The following is a 14,345-nucleotide window of genomic DNA, read 5'->3' as shown; positions in this document are numbered from 1 at the left end:
CGTCCACTGTGCGGTATCTGAAACAACACACGTCTTGTTTCAAGAACCGGAAACGATTCCAAATATGATTTGGTTTCCGACCAGGTTCCGTGTGAAAATTTCACAGAGTTACGGCGGCCATAGCGGAGGGGAAACGCCCGGCCCCATTCCGAACCCGGAAGCTAAGCCCTCCAGCGCCGATGGTACTGCACTCGACAGGGTGTGGGAGAGTAGGACACCGCCGAACATACATTGCGAATGCCTCGCATTGCAGTCTTGCAAGAGACTGCAATGCGAGGCATTTCGCATATCCAGGGCACGAACACATACCTGCCGTCGGCCGCTGCACCCCCCCGGGGCCGGCCGAGTGCGCACCTACCGGCGCGCTTCTCGGCCGATGCCCCGACACCTGCACACTCGACGCCAAAAGGTTGTTCAGAGCCCGCTATTGAAGAAGGCCAGGAGGGCAGGTGCCGGGTTTGCTGCGGTGGTGGTGTTCGCTACGGCGACGACGAGCAGGCCCAGCGACACCAACGCCGAGAGAACCCCGAACGTCCCCAGCACGCGCCGCGTAGCCCTGTCGGATGACTCCGTTGCCGCGAACCACTTCCAGAACACCACGCTCAGCCCGACGAGGACGGCGGCCGCGATCGCGGCAATCAAGGCCATTGCCAGGTGATATCGAGAGAAGTCGCTGACCATCACCTCGAGGGCGGGCGTGGATTGGTCACCCGCACTCAGGGGGTCGGCCAGGTGCTGCCTGACCTGGCCGAGCGTCTCGGCGAGCGCTCCGTCGGTCTCGCGGACCGGAAGCATCGAGACCAGCGAGGAGAAGGGCGCCACCGCACCCTGGACGTTGGCCATCACGAGCACCAACGAGAACAGCGCGAGCATCGAGACGAGGACACCGGCAGACGCGAGCGCGGCCCGCTTTCCCGCCTCCAGTCCGCCGGCCCTCAGGAATGCCTTCCAGAGAAGGACGCCGAGCGCCACGAGCACGATCAGCAGCATCGCGGCGATCACGGCCTTGGCCACGTGATATCGGAACCAGTAGTCGACGACCGTCGCCAAGCCCGCGGAGAGATCCTCGTCGCCGGAACTCCAATACTCGACGAACGCCACGCGGACGGCTTCGACCAGGCTTGTCTGGTCGAAGAAGCCGCCGCCCGGCCTGCTCCCCGCCAGCATCCGCGGAGCGAAGACGAACGCGGCGGCGAGGGCCGCAGCGATGGCGACGAGCGCAGCGAAGGCGCGACCGGAGACACCGGTGGATCGCGATGGGGGACTGTGCGAGGAGGTTCTTTCGGCGTGCATCGGCGCGGGCGTCACGATCCGCATTCAACCAGCCGGACCAGACCTGTGTGGGCAGGTCGATCGGGTGTCGCACGTCGCTGACCGTCGCTGCAACAGCCGCTGGGGCTACTCGTCGTAGAGGCTTCCGAACTCGTGCGCTTCGACGAGTCGCCTGGGTGCGGTCAGGCACCAGGCCTCGGTGACCAATTCCAGTAGTTCGTCGGGCTCGATCTTCGCCAGCTGCACCACGACCCACCCGAACTGACTGGTGGTGAACTGGACCTCGAACACCTCGGGTCGCTCGGCCACCAGGGCGATCTGCTCGTCCAGGGTGGTCTTGAGCCCCACCGTCTCGGTCTTCTCCCACACGTATCCGAAGCCCTTGCCGTTGACCTTGAGCGAAACCCAGCTGCCGCCGCCACCGCCGCTCTGCTCGGTCTCGGGCAGCGTGTCCAGCATGGTCAGGAATTCGTCGACAGTCACACCCATGCCCCACATGTACCAGAGTCCACCGACAGTGGCGTCGACGCCGGGAACCTCGTGACGGGCAGCTACGGCGTCGGCCGGGTGGGGGTGGCCAGACGCGTGGCCGCGTTGCGTCCGCGGAGGACCACGGAGTCGCCGAGTTCCCAGAGGCGGGACTCGATCGGCCCCGCGCTCTCGACGGCTCGCTCGGAGGCCACGAGTGCGCCGTCGATCGTCTTGGCCAGCTCGGACAGGCGCGCCGCCTCGTTCACCGGGTCCCCGATGACGGTGTACTCGAATCGCTTGCGGGCGCCGATGTTTCCCGCGACTGCGGTGCCCGCGGCGACCCCGATGGCGGCGCTGCAGTCCGGTACCTCGACGAGGAGCCGGGACCGGATGGCGCGCGCCGCGGCGAGCGCGGCGGCCGCGGGGTCCGGGAGCTCGGCGGGGGCCCCGAAGATCGCGAGGGCGGCGTCGCCCTCGAATTTGTTGATCAGGCCGCCGTGCCGATCCACCTCGTCGACCACCACGTCGAAGAATCGGTTGAGCAGGTCGACGACGTCCTTCGGTGGACGTGATGCGGCGAGCTCGGTCGACCCGACCAGGTCGACGAAGAAGACCGCGATCTCGCGCTCCTCCCCGCCGAGCTCCGGATTGCGTGCGATCGCGGCCTCGGCCACCTCGTGGCCCACGTGCCTGCCGAAGAGCTCCTGGATGCGCTCGCGCTCGCGCAGGCCCTCGGCCATCCGGTTGAAACCGCTCTGCAGCTCGCCGAGCTCGGTGCCGTCGTAGACGACGACCTGCGTGTCGAGCTCCCCGTGCTCGACGCGCATCATGGCGGCCCGGACCGCGCGGATGGGCGCGACGGTGGCGCCCACCCCGAGCAGGGTCAGCAGCAGCCCGAAGACCAGGGTGATGGCGCCGAGCGCGAGGATCGAGACCGCCAGTTGTTCCACATCAACGTGTTCGGGGCGGATGAAGCTGAAGACCGCGATCAGCATCAGGCCCGCCACCGGCACCCCGGTGCCCAGGGTCCACGCCAACAGGTTTCGGCCGGTCACGCCTGCGATGCGGACTCGGCGTGGGTCGCCCGCCTCGAGGGCGCGCGCCGCCGCGGGGCGCAGCGAGAACTCGCTGAGCAGGTAGCTGAATGCGCAGACCGTGACCCCGCCCATGGCGATGGTGAAGGCGACCTTGGGGATGGACTCCGGGTCGATGAGTCCGTAGCTGATCGTGAAGATGACGAAGCCGATCGTCCACAGCAGAATCTGCATGCGGGTCAGGCGCCACGGCATCGCGAGGGCCGCCGCGGCCTCGTCCCGGGTCGGTTCCCGATTCTCGATGGCCCACCGCAGGTCCTTCGTCGCGCGGAGGGTGCCCCACAGGATCCCGACCGCGACGGCCAGGGCGATGTAGACCGGCCCGATCACCGCGTTGATGAGCAGGAACTCGCTCTTGAACAGGGTGGGGCCGGGCACGACGACGGTGATGAGGGCGCCGACCACCAGCGCCCCGATCAGGTTGGACAGCACCAGACTTGCGGTCAGAAGGACCTGGACGCGGATCCGGCGGCGGCGGGGGCTCTCGTCCGGGGCGCCGAGCAGCCGCGAGCCCAGCGGCGCGATCGAGCGGAACGGGAGCGGCATGGTCGCTCCAGCGTAATGGGTTGACCACCCGCCGACCCGGCGAGGCGTGGCGGGTCTGCGGCGCGCATCGATCGGTGCTCTAGGGTGGTCGGGTGCGCCTCGTGATTGCCAGCTGCCATGTCGACTACGTCGGTCGTCTCACCGCACACCTGCCGAAGGCGCGCAGGCTCCTGCTGGTCAAGTCCGACGGTTCGGTGAGCATCCATGCGGACGACCGCGCGTACAAGCCGCTGAACTGGATGAGCCCGCCGTGCTGGCTCGTCGAGAACGACGGCGAGGAGGGCACCCAGCTGTGGGTGGTGACCAACAAGGCCGGCGAGGAGCTGCGGATCACGATCCACGAGGTCGAGCACGACTCCTCGCACGAACTCGGTGTCGACCCGGGCCTGATCAAGGACGGCGTCGAGGCGCACCTGCAGGAACTGCTGGCCGAACATGTGGAGACGCTCGGTCCCGGCTACACCCTGGTGCGGCGTGAGTACATGACGGCGATCGGCCCGGTGGACCTGCTCGTCCGGGATGCGGACGGCGCGTCGGTCGCCGTGGAGATCAAGCGCCGCGGCGAGATCGACGGCGTCGAACAGTTGACCCGCTACCTGGAGCTGATGAACCGCGATCCGCTTCTCGCGCCGGTGACGGGGGTGTTCGCCGCCCAGCAGATCAAGCCGCAGGCGCGGACCCTTGCCGAGGATCGCGGGATCCGCTGCCTGACACTCGATTACGACGTGCTCCGAGGGACCGAGAGCACCGAGTTCCGGCTCTTCTGACCGGAACCTAGGCTGTAGTCATGCCCCGACGCAATCAGCGACATCGGACCGACCGGCCGACGCCTTCGGGCGGGCTGGAGTCCCGGGTCGATTCGGGGCCCGCCGGATACGACGACGAGCGCTACCTGGTGCGCCCGGTGCCGGGATCACGCGCCACCAAGACCTATCGCTGCCCCGGCTGTGACCACGAGATCCGGCCCGGTGTCCCGCACCTGGTGGCCTGGCCTGCGGACGAACTCGGCGGGGCCGAGGACCGCAGGCACTGGCACACCGGGTGCTGGAACGGGCGCGGGTCGCGGGGGATCACCCGGCGTTGGTCGTGACCGACTCCTCGGAGGACTCCGATGCGTCGTCTCGGTCCTCGTCCTCGGCCGGGGTGCCGCGCCCGGCGGTGTCGGCGCCGTCGAGCAGCTCGCCCTCCCGGTTGACCGAGGCGAGCATGGCCGGGACCGAGTCGAGCTGTCCGCGAATACCCAAGAGCTGAGCCAAGACCCGGCCACGGAGCACGCGCAGCTCCTCGGCGAGTTCCTTCGCGTGGGCAATCCGCTTCTCGGCCTGCTCGGTGGCGGTCTGCAGTCGGCGGCGTGCCTCGTTGGTGGCATCGGTCAGCCTGCGCTCGGCCTCCGCCTTGCTGGTGGCCTCGAGCTCGTTCACGGCGCTGACCACCTTGGTGCGGCGCTCGCTCATGGTGATCTCGAAGTCCTGCTGGATATCGTTGCGCCGCGCCTCGGAATCCGCCTCGAGCTGGGCGACCTCGGACTGCGCCTTCTCGACGAGACGGGCGGCCTCGGTGCGGGCGGTCGCCATGGTCTGGGTGTGCTCGACCTCCATGGCGTTCCGCTTGTCCTCGAGCTCGGCAAGCAGGCCCTCGTACTTGCCACGCAGCGCGGCGCCGTCCTGTTCGGCGATGGACACCATCTCGGCGGCTTCGGACTGGGCCGTGGCCCGTACTTCCGAGGCCTCGTCGGAGGCGAGGCGGAGCATCCGGGAGATGCGCTCGCTCATGCCCTCCGCGGTGGTCGGCGGAACGGACAGGCGGTCGACGTCCTTGCGCAGGTCGTCGATCTCGTCGCGGGCGTCCTCCAACTGCTGGGCGAGGTCACGGGCCTGCGCCGCCGCCGCATCACGATCGGTCGCGGTGACCCGGAGTTCCGCGTCGAAGCGCTCGAAGTAGTTGCGTACCTCGTCGCGGTCGTAGCCCTTCCGCGCGATGGTGAAGGGCAGTTGGATCTCGTTGGGCATGGTCATAATTTACCGTCGCTCCGGTGTGATGTGGTCGACGCGCTCGGGCGCACCACGGTGATGAAGGGGTTGGTGCAGAGTTCAGTGTGCCGGGTGTGCGGCCGGCTCCACGAGCTCGACCAGCACGCCGCCCGCGTCCTTGGGGTGCAGGAAGTTGATCCGCGAGTCCGCGGTGCCGCGGCGCGGGGCGTCGTAGAGCAGCCGGACGCCGCCCGCGCGCAGGCGCGCCGAGATCGCGTCGAGGTCGGTGACCCGGTAGGCGAGCTGCTGCAGGCCGGGGCCGCTGCGGGCGATGAACTTGGCGATCGTCGAATCGTCGTTGAGCGGGGCGAGGAGCTGGATCGCGGTGGCGCCGTCCGGGCTGCCGGGCACGGACAGCATCGCCTCGCGGACACCCTGTTCCTCGTTGACCTCTTCGTGGGTGGACACCAGTCCGAGGTGCTCGCCGTACCAGGCGATCGCGGCGTCGAGGTCGGGCACCGCGATGCCGACGTGGTCGATGGCCGTCACCAGGTCGGAAGCGAGAACGGACGCGGCAGCGTTGGAGGCGGAGTTCGTCATGTCGATGACGGTAGCGCTACCGTCTTTGTAGTTCATCTATGGGATGTGACTTTGGTCGCTGACCACCGTGTTGATCGTTGGAGGAAGCCGTGAGCAGTTCAGTCATCGTCGCCGGAGCCCGGACCCCGGTGGGCCGTTTGCTCGGCTCGCTCAAGGGCCTCTCCGGGTCGGATCTCGGCGGCATCGCCATCAAGGGCGCGCTGGAGAAGGCGGGCGTCGCGCCCGAGAGCGTCGAATACGTGATCATGGGCCAGGTGCTCACTGCGGGCGCAGGCCAGATGCCCGCGCGGCAGGCGGCCGTGGCCGCCGGCATCCCGATGGACGTGCCGGCCTTGTCGATCAACAAGGTGTGCCTCTCGGGCATCGACGCGATCGCGCTGGCCGACCAGCTGATCCGCGCGGGCGAGTTCGACATCGTGGTCGCGGGCGGCCAGGAGTCCATGTCCCGGGCGCCGCACATGCTCGAGAAGTCCCGCGAGGGCTTCAAGTACGGCGACGTGAGCATGCGCGATCACATGGCGTACGACGGGCTGTACGACATCTTCACCGAGCAGCCGATGGGCAACCTGACCGAGGCACGCAATCAGGACGCCGACCAGCGGATCAGCCGTGAGGATCAGGACGCGTTCGCGGCGGCGTCGCATCAGCGCGCCGCGGCGGCGTGGAAGGACGGACTGTTCGACGCCGAGGTGGTGCCGGTCGAGATCCCGCAGCGCAAGGGCGATCCGATCGTCGTCGGCACCGACGAGGGCATCCGGGCGGACACGACGGCGGAGTCGCTGGGCACGCTGCGGCCCGCCTTCAGCAAGGACGGCACCGTGACCGCGGGCTCGGCCTCCCAGATCTCGGACGGCGCCGCGGCGGTCGTGGTGATGAGCAAGGCCAAGGCACAGGAGCTCGGGCTGAGCTGGATCGCCGAGATCGGCGCGCACGGCGTGGTGGCGGGCCCCGACTCCACCCTGCAGTCGCAGCCGGCGCGGGCGATCGCGAGGGCGTGTGAGCGCGAGGGTATCGATCCGAAGGACCTGGACCTCGTGGAGATCAACGAGGCCTTCGCGGCCGTCGGCATCGCCTCGACCAGGGAGCTCGGGCTCGACGAGTCGAAGGTGAACGTGAATGGTGGGGCGATCGCGATCGGGCATCCGCTGGGGATGTCGGGCGCGCGGATCGCGCTGCACCTGGCGCTGGAGCTGGGCCGGCGCGGTGGTGGTGTCGGTGCGGCGGCGCTGTGTGGCGGCGGCGGGCAGGGTGACGCCCTGATCATCCGCGTTCCGAAGCAGTAGCCGCCGACGCCCGGTGGTCGCGGTCGACGGCCTCAACTACAGGGCGTCGTAGGACGTCGGGCACAATGGGGCCCATGGCGAACATCTTCGATCTCAGCACCTGGGCCAAGCGCTTCCGTTTCGTGGCCGTCCTCGAGGCGATCACCTGGCTGGGCCTGCTGCTCGGCATGGCATTCAAGTACCTGCCTGCAGACGGCAACGAGATCGGGGTGAAGATCTTCGGCCCCATCCACGGCGGTGTGTTCGTGCTGTACGTCCTGGTGGCGCTCGTCACCGCGAAGAAGCTCTCGTGGTCGCTGGTGACCACCTTCTGGGCGCTGGTCGCGAGCGTCCCGCCCTTCGGCACGATCGTGTTCGAGGCCTGGGCCGCGCGGTCGGGCCGCCTCGCCGAGCTCTCGGTCGACAAGGCCAAGGAACCGGCACCCGCGCTGAGCTGAACTCTCGATCGTGACAAACTGAACATGTGACTCGACCCGGTTCCCGCCCACCCTCACGTCCATCGGCCGCGGTGGCTGCCGCCATGTCCGGCGCGGTGGATCTGTCCGCCCTCAAGGAACGCGCGCAGGCCGCACCCGCGGGCCCGCCGACCGCACCCGGCGCGAGCGGCGCGCCGGCGCCGGTCGTCGAGGTGACCGAGGCCAACTTCGAGGCCGAGGTGCTCACCCGCTCCACGCAGGTTCCCGTCGTCGTCGAGCTGGTCGCGGCGTCGATGCCGTCCACCGCGGTGTTCTCGGCGACCCTGAACTCGCTCGCGATGGCGGGAAACGGGACGTGGGTGCTGGCCCGGGTGAACGTCGACTCGGACCCGCGGATCGCGCAGGCGTTCGGTGTGCAGGCGCTGCCCGCGGTCGTCGCGGTCGCGGCCGGCCGCCCGCTGGCCGACTTCGACGGTGACGAGCCTCAGCTCGGGCAGTGGATCGACGCGGTGCTGCAGGCGACCGACGGGAAGCTCTCCGGCCCGGCGCAGTCCGTGGGCGAGGGCGAACCCGAGGAGGCCGAGGACCCGCGATTCGTGGCCGCGGAGACCGCGCTGAGCGAGGGCGACCTGGCCGGGGCCGAGGCTGCGTACCAGGTGATCCTGGACGCGGAGCCCGCGAACGCGCAGGCGCTCGGCGCGATTCGTCAGGTCCGGTTCATCGCTCGCGTCCAGGACCTCGCGCCCGACGCCGTCGCCCGGGCCGACGCCGACCCCGCCGTCGTGTCCGCGCAGCTCGACGCGGCCGACGCGGAGCTCTACAGCCAGCAGCCCGAGGCGGCCTTCGGGCGCCTGATCGAGACGATCCGCCGCACCGCGGGCGACGAGCGGACCCTCGCCCGGACCCGACTGCTCGAGCTGTTCGAGCTGTTCGACCCCGCGGATCCGATCGTCATCGCCGCCCGACGCAAGCTCGCGTCCGCGCTCTACTAGCGCTACGCGCACGTGCGCGATTCTCACCCCGGCTGGGGTGAGAATCGCGCACCAGCGCGGAGCGCATCACCCGTAGCGGTTGTCGCAGGCCCGATCGCCGCCCAGGACCCCGGACCGGAACGCGTCCACCCGGGCGAAGCCGCTCGGCACGGTGTTCCCGTTCACGTCGCTGGCCATCAGTCCGTCGCTGAGCAGCCCCGACACCGCCTCGTCGAGGTCGCCGGGCGACAGCGTCAAGCCGCCGGCCTCGCCCACCGCGGTCGCGGCGGTCCACGCGCCGGACAGGCAGGCGGCCCGCACCGCGGTCTTGGCCTCGGTCAGCGACTTGTCGTCGTTCGCCTGTGCGGCCAGCGTGAAGCGAGAGGCCACCAGGACGTACGCGCCGAAGTCGCCGCGCACGTCGGCGGCGAGCTCGTCCCCGGACTCCGGGTGCGGGGTGCCCCGCTCGATCAGCTCCGGCAACGAGACGCCGATCGTGTTCGTCGCCGGGCAGTATGAGACCGGTTCCGTGCTCTCCGCGTCCGAGCACCCCGTGTCGGCCCCCGAGAAGTCGACCTTCGGCTTCTCCGGCAGGGCGAACACGGCCTGCAGCGAGTCCAGCGTCAGCCGCACGGACTCCTCGGTGACCGGCATCTCGCCGGTGTCGCCCTCCGCGGTGAACTGCTGGGGCAGCTCCGCCTGCCTCGACACCACGTCGGCCTCGTCGATCTTCGTGCAGGACTTCGCGCCGTCCGTGAAGCCGATCTGGAACGCGGTGATCCGTTCGAACGCCGAGCCGTGCACCGATTCCGGGTCGTTCGGGTCGCTGTCGCGCACCGCCACCATCGCCGCCATCACCGAGTTGAGCCCGTCGGACGTGTTGAGGGTGAAGTGCTCGGACCGGCCCTCCGCGACGTGCCGCATGTAGGCGCCGGCGAAGCAGTCCGCCTGCTGCTCGAGCACCAGGGTCAGGTCGTCGTCGCCCCCGAGCCCCGAGGTGTACTGGACCGCGTGCCCGTACTCGTGCGCCATGACCATCACCACGGCCATCGGGCCGAAGGCGTCGATGAGCGAGGGCAGCAGCACGGTGCGGTCCCAGCCGATGGAGCCGTCTCGGGTGCAGTAGCCGGCGTTGGCGAAACCGTGGGTGCTGTCACCACAGAACGTCGGGGCCTGCGCCCGATCCGCGTCCGGGTCCCAGGAGAGAAGGTCCTTGACCGGGGTGAAGTCGCCGCTGAACACCCGGGGATACTCGGCCTGCCAGAACGCCGAGATGTCCTCCACGGAGTTGGTGGCCAGCACGTCGGCCTCGGAGCCGTCCGCGCCGCGAACCGGAAGCGAGGACGCGGGCACGCCGTCGCGGGGCCCGCTGGGGCCGGAGGTCGCGGGCAGGCCGGCCACGGTGAAGGGATTGTCGTAGATCGACACGGCGCGTCCGTCGATGGTCGAGGAGCAACCCGCGAGGAGTGCGAGGAGCGCGAGGAGCGCGACCAGTGGTCGTCGGCGGCGCATCAGCCACGCTCCAGGCTCAGCCAGATCGCGCCGTTCTGGGGCAGCGCAACGGACGCCGACGCGGGTCGTCCGTGCCAGGGCTGCAGGGTCGCGGTCACGGCCCCGAAGTTACCCATGCCGGCGCCGCGGTAGGCGTCGGCATCGGTGTTGAGGATCTCGACCCACCGGCCGGGCTCGGGCAGACCCACCCGGTACTCCGAGTGCGCCGAGCCGGAGAAGTTGAACAGGCACGCCACGATGGACCCGTCGGAGCCGTACCGCAGGAAGCTGAGCACGTTGTTCTCGGTGTCGTTGGCGTCGATCCAGGAGTATCCGCCGGGGGAGTTGTCGAGCGTCCACAGCGCCGGGTGCCGTCGATAGGCGGCGTTGAGATCGCGTACCAGCGCGAGGATCCCACGGTGCAGCTCGCCGACGTACCCCTCGTCGAGCTGATGCCAGTCGAGCCCGCGCTCCTCCGACCACTCGGTGCGCTGGCCGTATTCCTGACCCATGAACAGCAGTTGCTTGCCGGGATGCGACCACATGTAGGCGAGCAGGCTCCGCAGCCCGGCGGCCTTGGCGAAGTCGTCGCCCGGCATCCGGGTCCACAGCGTCCCCTTGCCGTGCACCACCTCGTCGTGGCTGATCGGGAGCAGGTAGCACTCGCTCCAGGCATACATCAGCGAGAACGTGATCTCGTGGTGGTGGAAGCTGCGGTGCACCGGGTCCCGGCCGAGGTAGCCGAGGGTGTCGTGCATCCAGCCCATGTTCCACTTCATGCTGAAGCCGAGGCCCCCGACGGTGGTGGCGCGGGTGACGCCGGGCCACGCGGTGGACTCCTCCGCGATGGTGACGACGCCGGGGTGCTGCCGGTGCACGGTGGCGTTCATCTCCTGGAGGAACGCGACGGCCTCCAGGTTCTCGCGGCCACCGTGGATGTTCGGTGTCCAGCCACCCTCCGGCCGCGAGTAGTCGAGGTAGAGCATCGAGGCGACCGCATCTACGCGCAGCCCGTCGACGTGGAACTCCTCGATCCAGAACAGCGCGTTGGCGACCAGGAAGTTGCGCACCTCGCGTCGCCCGTAGTCGAAAACGTAGGTGCCCCAGTCCAACTGCTCGCCGCGGTGGGGGTCCGCGTGTTCGTAGAGCGGGCCGCCGTCGAACCGGGCCAGCGCCCAGTCGTCCTTCGGGAAGTGCGCCGGCACCCAGTCGACGATGACACCGACGCCGGCCAGATGCATCCGGTCCACGAAGGCACGGAAGTCGTCGGGGGATCCGAAGCGCGCGGTCGGGGCGTAGTAGGAGGTCACCTGGTAGCCCCAGCTCCCGCCGTACGGGTGCTCGGCCACGGGGAGCAACTCGACATGGGTGAACCCGTGCTCGACGACGTAGGCCGACAGCTGGTCGGCGAGCTCGAGGTAGCTCAGGCCGGGACGCCAGGACCCCAGATGCACCTCGTACACGCTCATCGGGGCCAGGTTCGGGTCGGTGCGCGCGCGGACGGCCATCCATTCGGCGTCGGCCCACCGGTGCGTGGTCAGGCCGACCACCGAGGCCGTGCGCGGCGGCACCTCGGTGGCGAACGCCATCGGGTCGGCCTTCTCCCGGACGGAGCCGTCGCTGCCGTGCACCCGGAACTTGTACAGCGCGCCGGGACCGACGCCGGGGACGAACAGTTCCCAGACCCCGCTGGACCCGAGCATGCGCATCGGCGCGGTGCGCCCGCCCCAGCCGTCGAAGTCGCCGATCACCGTGACGCCCCGCGCCGAGGGCGCCCACACCGCGAAGGAGGTGCCCGTCACCTCGCCGTCCGGGGTCGTGTACGCGCGCGGGTGCGCGCCGAGGATCTCCCACAGTCGTTCGTGTCGGCCCTCGCCGAACAGGTGCAGGTCCAACTCGCCGAGGGTGGGCAGGAACCGGTAGCCGTCCGCGGTGACGAGGGTGTGTCCGCCGGGATACTCGACCACCAGCCGGTAGTCGATGAGGTCCTCGACGGGCACGACCGCGCTGAAGAGCCCATCGGAGACCGGCTGCAGGGGGTGGTCGACACCCCCGATGCGGACCGACACCTCGTCCGCGTGGGGGCGCAGCGCCCGGATCACGGTGCCGCCGGGGTGCGCGTGCGCACCGAGGATCGAGTGCGGGTTGTGGTGCGTGCCCTCGGCGAGCCGGGCCAGATCGGCGGGTGCGGGCGCCGCGACCTGCGCGACCCGATCCGCGCTCATGTGCGTGGAGCGCGGTGGGCGAGGGGTATCCGCGCGGGGTAGGGGACGGCGGGCAACGCGAGGATGTGGGCAACCGCGCGCCAGGGCTCGAGCCGGATGAAATTGGCCTGACCCCAGTGGTATTGCTCCCCGGTGACCTCGTCCAGGACGGTGAGGTGATCCTGCCAGTCGCGCCCGAGGGCGGGCATGTCGAGCCAGATGATGCCCTGCTCCGCGCCGTACGGGTTGAGGTTCACGATCGTCAGCACGGCGTCGCCGGTGGTGGGGTCGAACTTCGAGTACGCGATCAGCGCGTCGTTGTCGGTGTGGTGGAAGGTGATGTTGCGGAGCTGCTGCAGCGCGGGGTGGGCGCGCCGAATCCGGTTCAGGGTGGCCAGCCAGGGTTCCAGTGACTCACCGCGGGCGCGGGCGCCGTCGAAGTCGCGGGGGCGCAGCTCGTACTTCTCGGAGTCGAGGTACTCCTCGCTGCCGGGCCGCAGCGGAACATGTTCGTACAGTTCGTATCCCGAGTAGACGCCCCAGGTCGGCGACAGAGTAGCGGCCAGCGCGGCGCGCAGCGCGAACATCCCCGGACCGCCCTGCTGCAGGCTCTCGTGCAGGATGTCCGGCGTGTTGACGAACAGGTTCGGCCTGGCTTCGTCGGCCTTCGCGGCGATCTCCAGTCCGAACTCGGTGAGCTCGTGTTTGTTCACCCGCCAGGTGAAGTAGGTGTAGGACTGGCTGAACCCGCGCTTCGCCAGACCGTACATCCGAGCCGGACGGGTGAAGGCCTCGGAGAGGAACAGCACGTCCGGGTCCGACCGCTTCACCTCCTCGATCAGCCACTCCCAGAAATCCGGCGGCTTGGTGTGCGGGTTGTCGACCCGAAAGATCTTGACCCCGTTCTTGATCCAGAACCGCACCACCCGCAGCACCTCGGCGTAGATGCCCTCGGGGTCGTCGTCGAAGTTGACCGGGTAGATGTCCTGGTACTTCTTCGGTGGGTTCTCGGCGAAGGCGATGGTGCCGTCGGGCAACACCGTGAACCACTCCGGATGCTGCTGCGCCCACGGGTGATCGGGCGCGCACTGCAGGGCCAGATCCAGCGCGACCTCGAGCCGCAGCCGGCGCGCCCTGGCGACGAAGTCCCTGAAGTCCTTGAGCGTGCCCAGGCGGGGGTGCACGGCGTCGTGGCCGCCCTCCTCGGCGCCGATCGCCCAGGGCGAGCCGACGTCGTCGGGGCCGGGTGTCAGTGAGTTGTTCGGGCCCTTGCGGTTCACCCGGCCGATGGGGTGGATCGGCGGTAGGTACACCACGTCGAAGCCCATCGCGGCGATGCGGGGGAGGTCATCGGCCGCCGTCGCGAAGGTGCCGTGTACGGGGGTGCCGTCGGCGCCGCGGCCGCCGGTCGAGCGGGGGAAGAACTCGTACCAGGCGCCCACGAGGGCCCGCTTGCGGTCGACCCACACCGGGATGGTCCGGCCCTTGGTGACCAGATCGCGCAGCGGGTGGACCCGCAGCAGCTCGGCGATGTCGGCGGCGAAGGCGGGGGCGACCCTGGCCGAGAGCTGTTGAGCGCTACGCAGGGCGTCGGCGACCGCGGTGCACCGCCGTCGGTCGCCGCGGGGTACGGCCTTGGCGGCGCGCTCGAACAGGCGGGCGCCGATCTCGAGGTCGTTGGCCAGTTCGGCGGCCCCCTGGCCGACCGACAGCTTGGCCTCGACATTGTGTCGCCACGTCGAGATCGGATCGCTCCAGCCCTCGATCCGGTAGGTCCATGCCCCGACGGCGGTGGGGGTGAACACCGCCGCGAAAGTGTCCGGGAGCGGGCCGGGGGACATCGGGATCCGAATGGTGGTGCTCGACTCCGGCCCGCGGACCGCGAGGGTCGCCGCCACCGCGTCGTGCCCCTCGCGCCACACGGTCGCGGAGACCGGGAAGATCTCGCCGACGACCGCCTTCGCGGGGTGGCGTCCCCCCGAGATCTCGGGGGCGACGTCGTCGATGCCTATCCGCCCGGTCATGGA

General features: G+C 69.7%; 13 protein-coding genes and 1 rRNA gene. 6 read left to right on the top strand and 8 right to left on the bottom strand.

Going from position 1 to position 14,345, the window contains the following annotated elements; genetic code table 11:
* Nucleotides 1–109 precede the first annotated feature (109 nt).
* Nucleotides 110–226: ribosomal RNA gene (rrf, locus tag ACFQS9_RS23975) — 5S ribosomal RNA — on the top strand.
* Nucleotides 227–414: 188 nt separating this feature from the next.
* On the opposite strand, the gene ACFQS9_RS23970 is transcribed toward rrf, so the two are convergent.
* From ACFQS9_RS23970 to ACFQS9_RS23960, 3 genes are all read right to left on the bottom strand, one after another.
* Nucleotides 415–1,308 carry a hypothetical protein gene (locus ACFQS9_RS23970; protein ID WP_378409049.1) on the bottom strand — a complete coding sequence of 298 codons (894 nt, stop codon included), beginning with the start codon at nt 1,306–1,308 and terminating at the stop codon, nt 415–417.
* A 90-nt stretch (nt 1,309–1,398) separates the two neighbouring features.
* The gene (locus ACFQS9_RS23965) at nt 1,399–1,761 is read right to left on the bottom strand and encodes an MmcQ/YjbR family DNA-binding protein (protein WP_378409048.1); all 363 of its coding nucleotides are present in this window, start codon (nt 1,759–1,761) and stop codon (nt 1,399–1,401) included.
* A gap of 62 nt (nt 1,762–1,823) precedes the next feature.
* Nucleotides 1,824–3,383 (bottom strand): adenylate/guanylate cyclase domain-containing protein, encoded by a 1,560-nt coding sequence (locus ACFQS9_RS23960; RefSeq protein ID WP_378409047.1) that lies wholly within the window; start codon nt 3,381–3,383, stop codon nt 1,824–1,826.
* 92 nt (nt 3,384–3,475) lie between these two features.
* On the opposite strand from ACFQS9_RS23960, the gene nucS reads away from it, so the two are divergent.
* Together nucS and ACFQS9_RS23950 are read left to right on the top strand one after the other, a co-directional pair.
* A complete protein-coding gene (gene nucS, locus ACFQS9_RS23955; RefSeq protein ID WP_378409046.1) occupies nt 3,476–4,150 on the top strand; it encodes an endonuclease NucS in 675 nt (224 codons plus the stop codon).
* A 20-nt stretch (nt 4,151–4,170) separates the two neighbouring features.
* Nucleotides 4,171–4,473 (top strand): ATP/GTP-binding protein, encoded by a 303-nt coding sequence (locus tag ACFQS9_RS23950; RefSeq protein WP_378409045.1) that lies wholly within the window; start codon nt 4,171–4,173, stop codon nt 4,471–4,473.
* On the opposite strand, the gene ACFQS9_RS23945 is transcribed toward ACFQS9_RS23950, so the two are convergent.
* Together ACFQS9_RS23945 and mce are read right to left on the bottom strand one after the other, a co-directional pair.
* Nucleotides 4,454–5,392, bottom strand: a complete 939-nt coding sequence (locus ACFQS9_RS23945; RefSeq protein WP_378409044.1) for a coiled-coil domain-containing protein — start codon at nt 5,390–5,392, stop codon at nt 4,454–4,456. The two genes, ACFQS9_RS23950 and ACFQS9_RS23945, sit on opposite strands and share 20 nt — an antisense overlap.
* A gap of 81 nt (nt 5,393–5,473) precedes the next feature.
* On the bottom strand, nt 5,474–5,953 hold the full coding sequence (mce, locus tag ACFQS9_RS23940; RefSeq protein ID WP_378409043.1) for a methylmalonyl-CoA epimerase: 480 nt from the start codon (nt 5,951–5,953) through the stop codon (nt 5,474–5,476).
* 89 nt (nt 5,954–6,042) lie between these two features.
* Between mce and ACFQS9_RS23935 the strand changes: the two genes are divergently transcribed.
* The 3 genes from ACFQS9_RS23935 (at nt 6,043) to ACFQS9_RS23925 (ending at nt 8,644) form a co-directional block, all read left to right on the top strand.
* A complete protein-coding gene (locus ACFQS9_RS23935) occupies nt 6,043–7,236 on the top strand; it encodes an acetyl-CoA C-acetyltransferase (RefSeq protein WP_378409042.1) in 1,194 nt (397 codons plus the stop codon).
* Between the two features lie 74 nt (nt 7,237–7,310).
* Nucleotides 7,311–7,673 (top strand): DUF3817 domain-containing protein, encoded by a 363-nt coding sequence (locus ACFQS9_RS23930; protein ID WP_378409041.1) that lies wholly within the window; start codon nt 7,311–7,313, stop codon nt 7,671–7,673.
* Nucleotides 7,674–7,756: 83 nt separating this feature from the next.
* On the top strand, nt 7,757–8,644 hold the full coding sequence (locus ACFQS9_RS23925) for a co-chaperone YbbN (protein WP_378409040.1): 888 nt from the start codon (nt 7,757–7,759) through the stop codon (nt 8,642–8,644).
* A gap of 66 nt (nt 8,645–8,710) precedes the next feature.
* Here the strand turns inward: ACFQS9_RS23925 and ACFQS9_RS23920 are convergent, their stop codons facing one another.
* From ACFQS9_RS23920 to ACFQS9_RS23910, 3 genes are read right to left on the bottom strand one after another with little or no spacing between them, the layout of a single operon-like run.
* Complete coding sequence (locus tag ACFQS9_RS23920) at nt 8,711–10,135, bottom strand: neutral zinc metallopeptidase (protein ID WP_378409039.1); 1,425 nt, start codon at nt 10,133–10,135, stop codon at nt 8,711–8,713.
* A complete protein-coding gene (glgB, locus tag ACFQS9_RS23915; protein ID WP_378409038.1) occupies nt 10,135–12,339 on the bottom strand; it encodes a 1,4-alpha-glucan branching protein GlgB in 2,205 nt (734 codons plus the stop codon). Before glgB ends, ACFQS9_RS23920 begins: the two co-directional genes overlap by 1 nt.
* A complete protein-coding gene (locus ACFQS9_RS23910) occupies nt 12,336–14,342 on the bottom strand; it encodes an alpha-1,4-glucan--maltose-1-phosphate maltosyltransferase (protein WP_378409037.1) in 2,007 nt (668 codons plus the stop codon). The genes glgB and ACFQS9_RS23910 overlap by 4 nt, the downstream gene beginning before the upstream one ends.
* Between the last annotated feature and the right edge of the window lie 3 nt (nt 14,343–14,345).

Origin of the sequence: Rhodococcus daqingensis (assembly GCF_042665615.1) — a bacterium.
In the GTDB taxonomy this organism is placed as follows: domain Bacteria; phylum Actinomycetota; class Actinomycetes; order Mycobacteriales; family Mycobacteriaceae; genus Rhodococcus_G; species Rhodococcus_G daqingensis.
This window is presented reverse-complemented; position numbering and strand designations above follow the sequence as displayed.

What these genes read in the sequence shown, in the direction of transcription:
- ACFQS9_RS23910 (WP_378409037.1), bottom strand. Translation starts at nt 14,342, where the DNA reads ATGACCGGGCGGATAGGCATCGACGACGTCGCCCCCGAGATCTCGGGG.
- ACFQS9_RS23930 (WP_378409041.1), top strand. Translation starts at nt 7,311, where the DNA reads ATGGCGAACATCTTCGATCTCAGCACCTGGGCCAAGCGCTTCCGTTTC.
- ACFQS9_RS23945 (WP_378409044.1), bottom strand. Translation starts at nt 5,392, where the DNA reads ATGCCCAACGAGATCCAACTGCCCTTCACCATCGCGCGGAAGGGCTAC.
- mce (WP_378409043.1), bottom strand. Translation starts at nt 5,953, where the DNA reads ATGACGAACTCCGCCTCCAACGCTGCCGCGTCCGTTCTCGCTTCCGAC.
- glgB (WP_378409038.1), bottom strand. Translation starts at nt 12,339, where the DNA reads ATGAGCGCGGATCGGGTCGCGCAGGTCGCGGCGCCCGCACCCGCCGAT.
- ACFQS9_RS23965 (WP_378409048.1), bottom strand. Translation starts at nt 1,761, where the DNA reads ATGGGTGTGACTGTCGACGAATTCCTGACCATGCTGGACACGCTGCCC.
- ACFQS9_RS23950 (WP_378409045.1), top strand. Translation starts at nt 4,171, where the DNA reads ATGCCCCGACGCAATCAGCGACATCGGACCGACCGGCCGACGCCTTCG.
- ACFQS9_RS23925 (WP_378409040.1), top strand. Translation starts at nt 7,757, where the DNA reads ATGTCCGGCGCGGTGGATCTGTCCGCCCTCAAGGAACGCGCGCAGGCC.
- ACFQS9_RS23920 (WP_378409039.1), bottom strand. Translation starts at nt 10,135, where the DNA reads ATGCGCCGCCGACGACCACTGGTCGCGCTCCTCGCGCTCCTCGCACTC.
- ACFQS9_RS23960 (WP_378409047.1), bottom strand. Translation starts at nt 3,383, where the DNA reads ATGCCGCTCCCGTTCCGCTCGATCGCGCCGCTGGGCTCGCGGCTGCTC.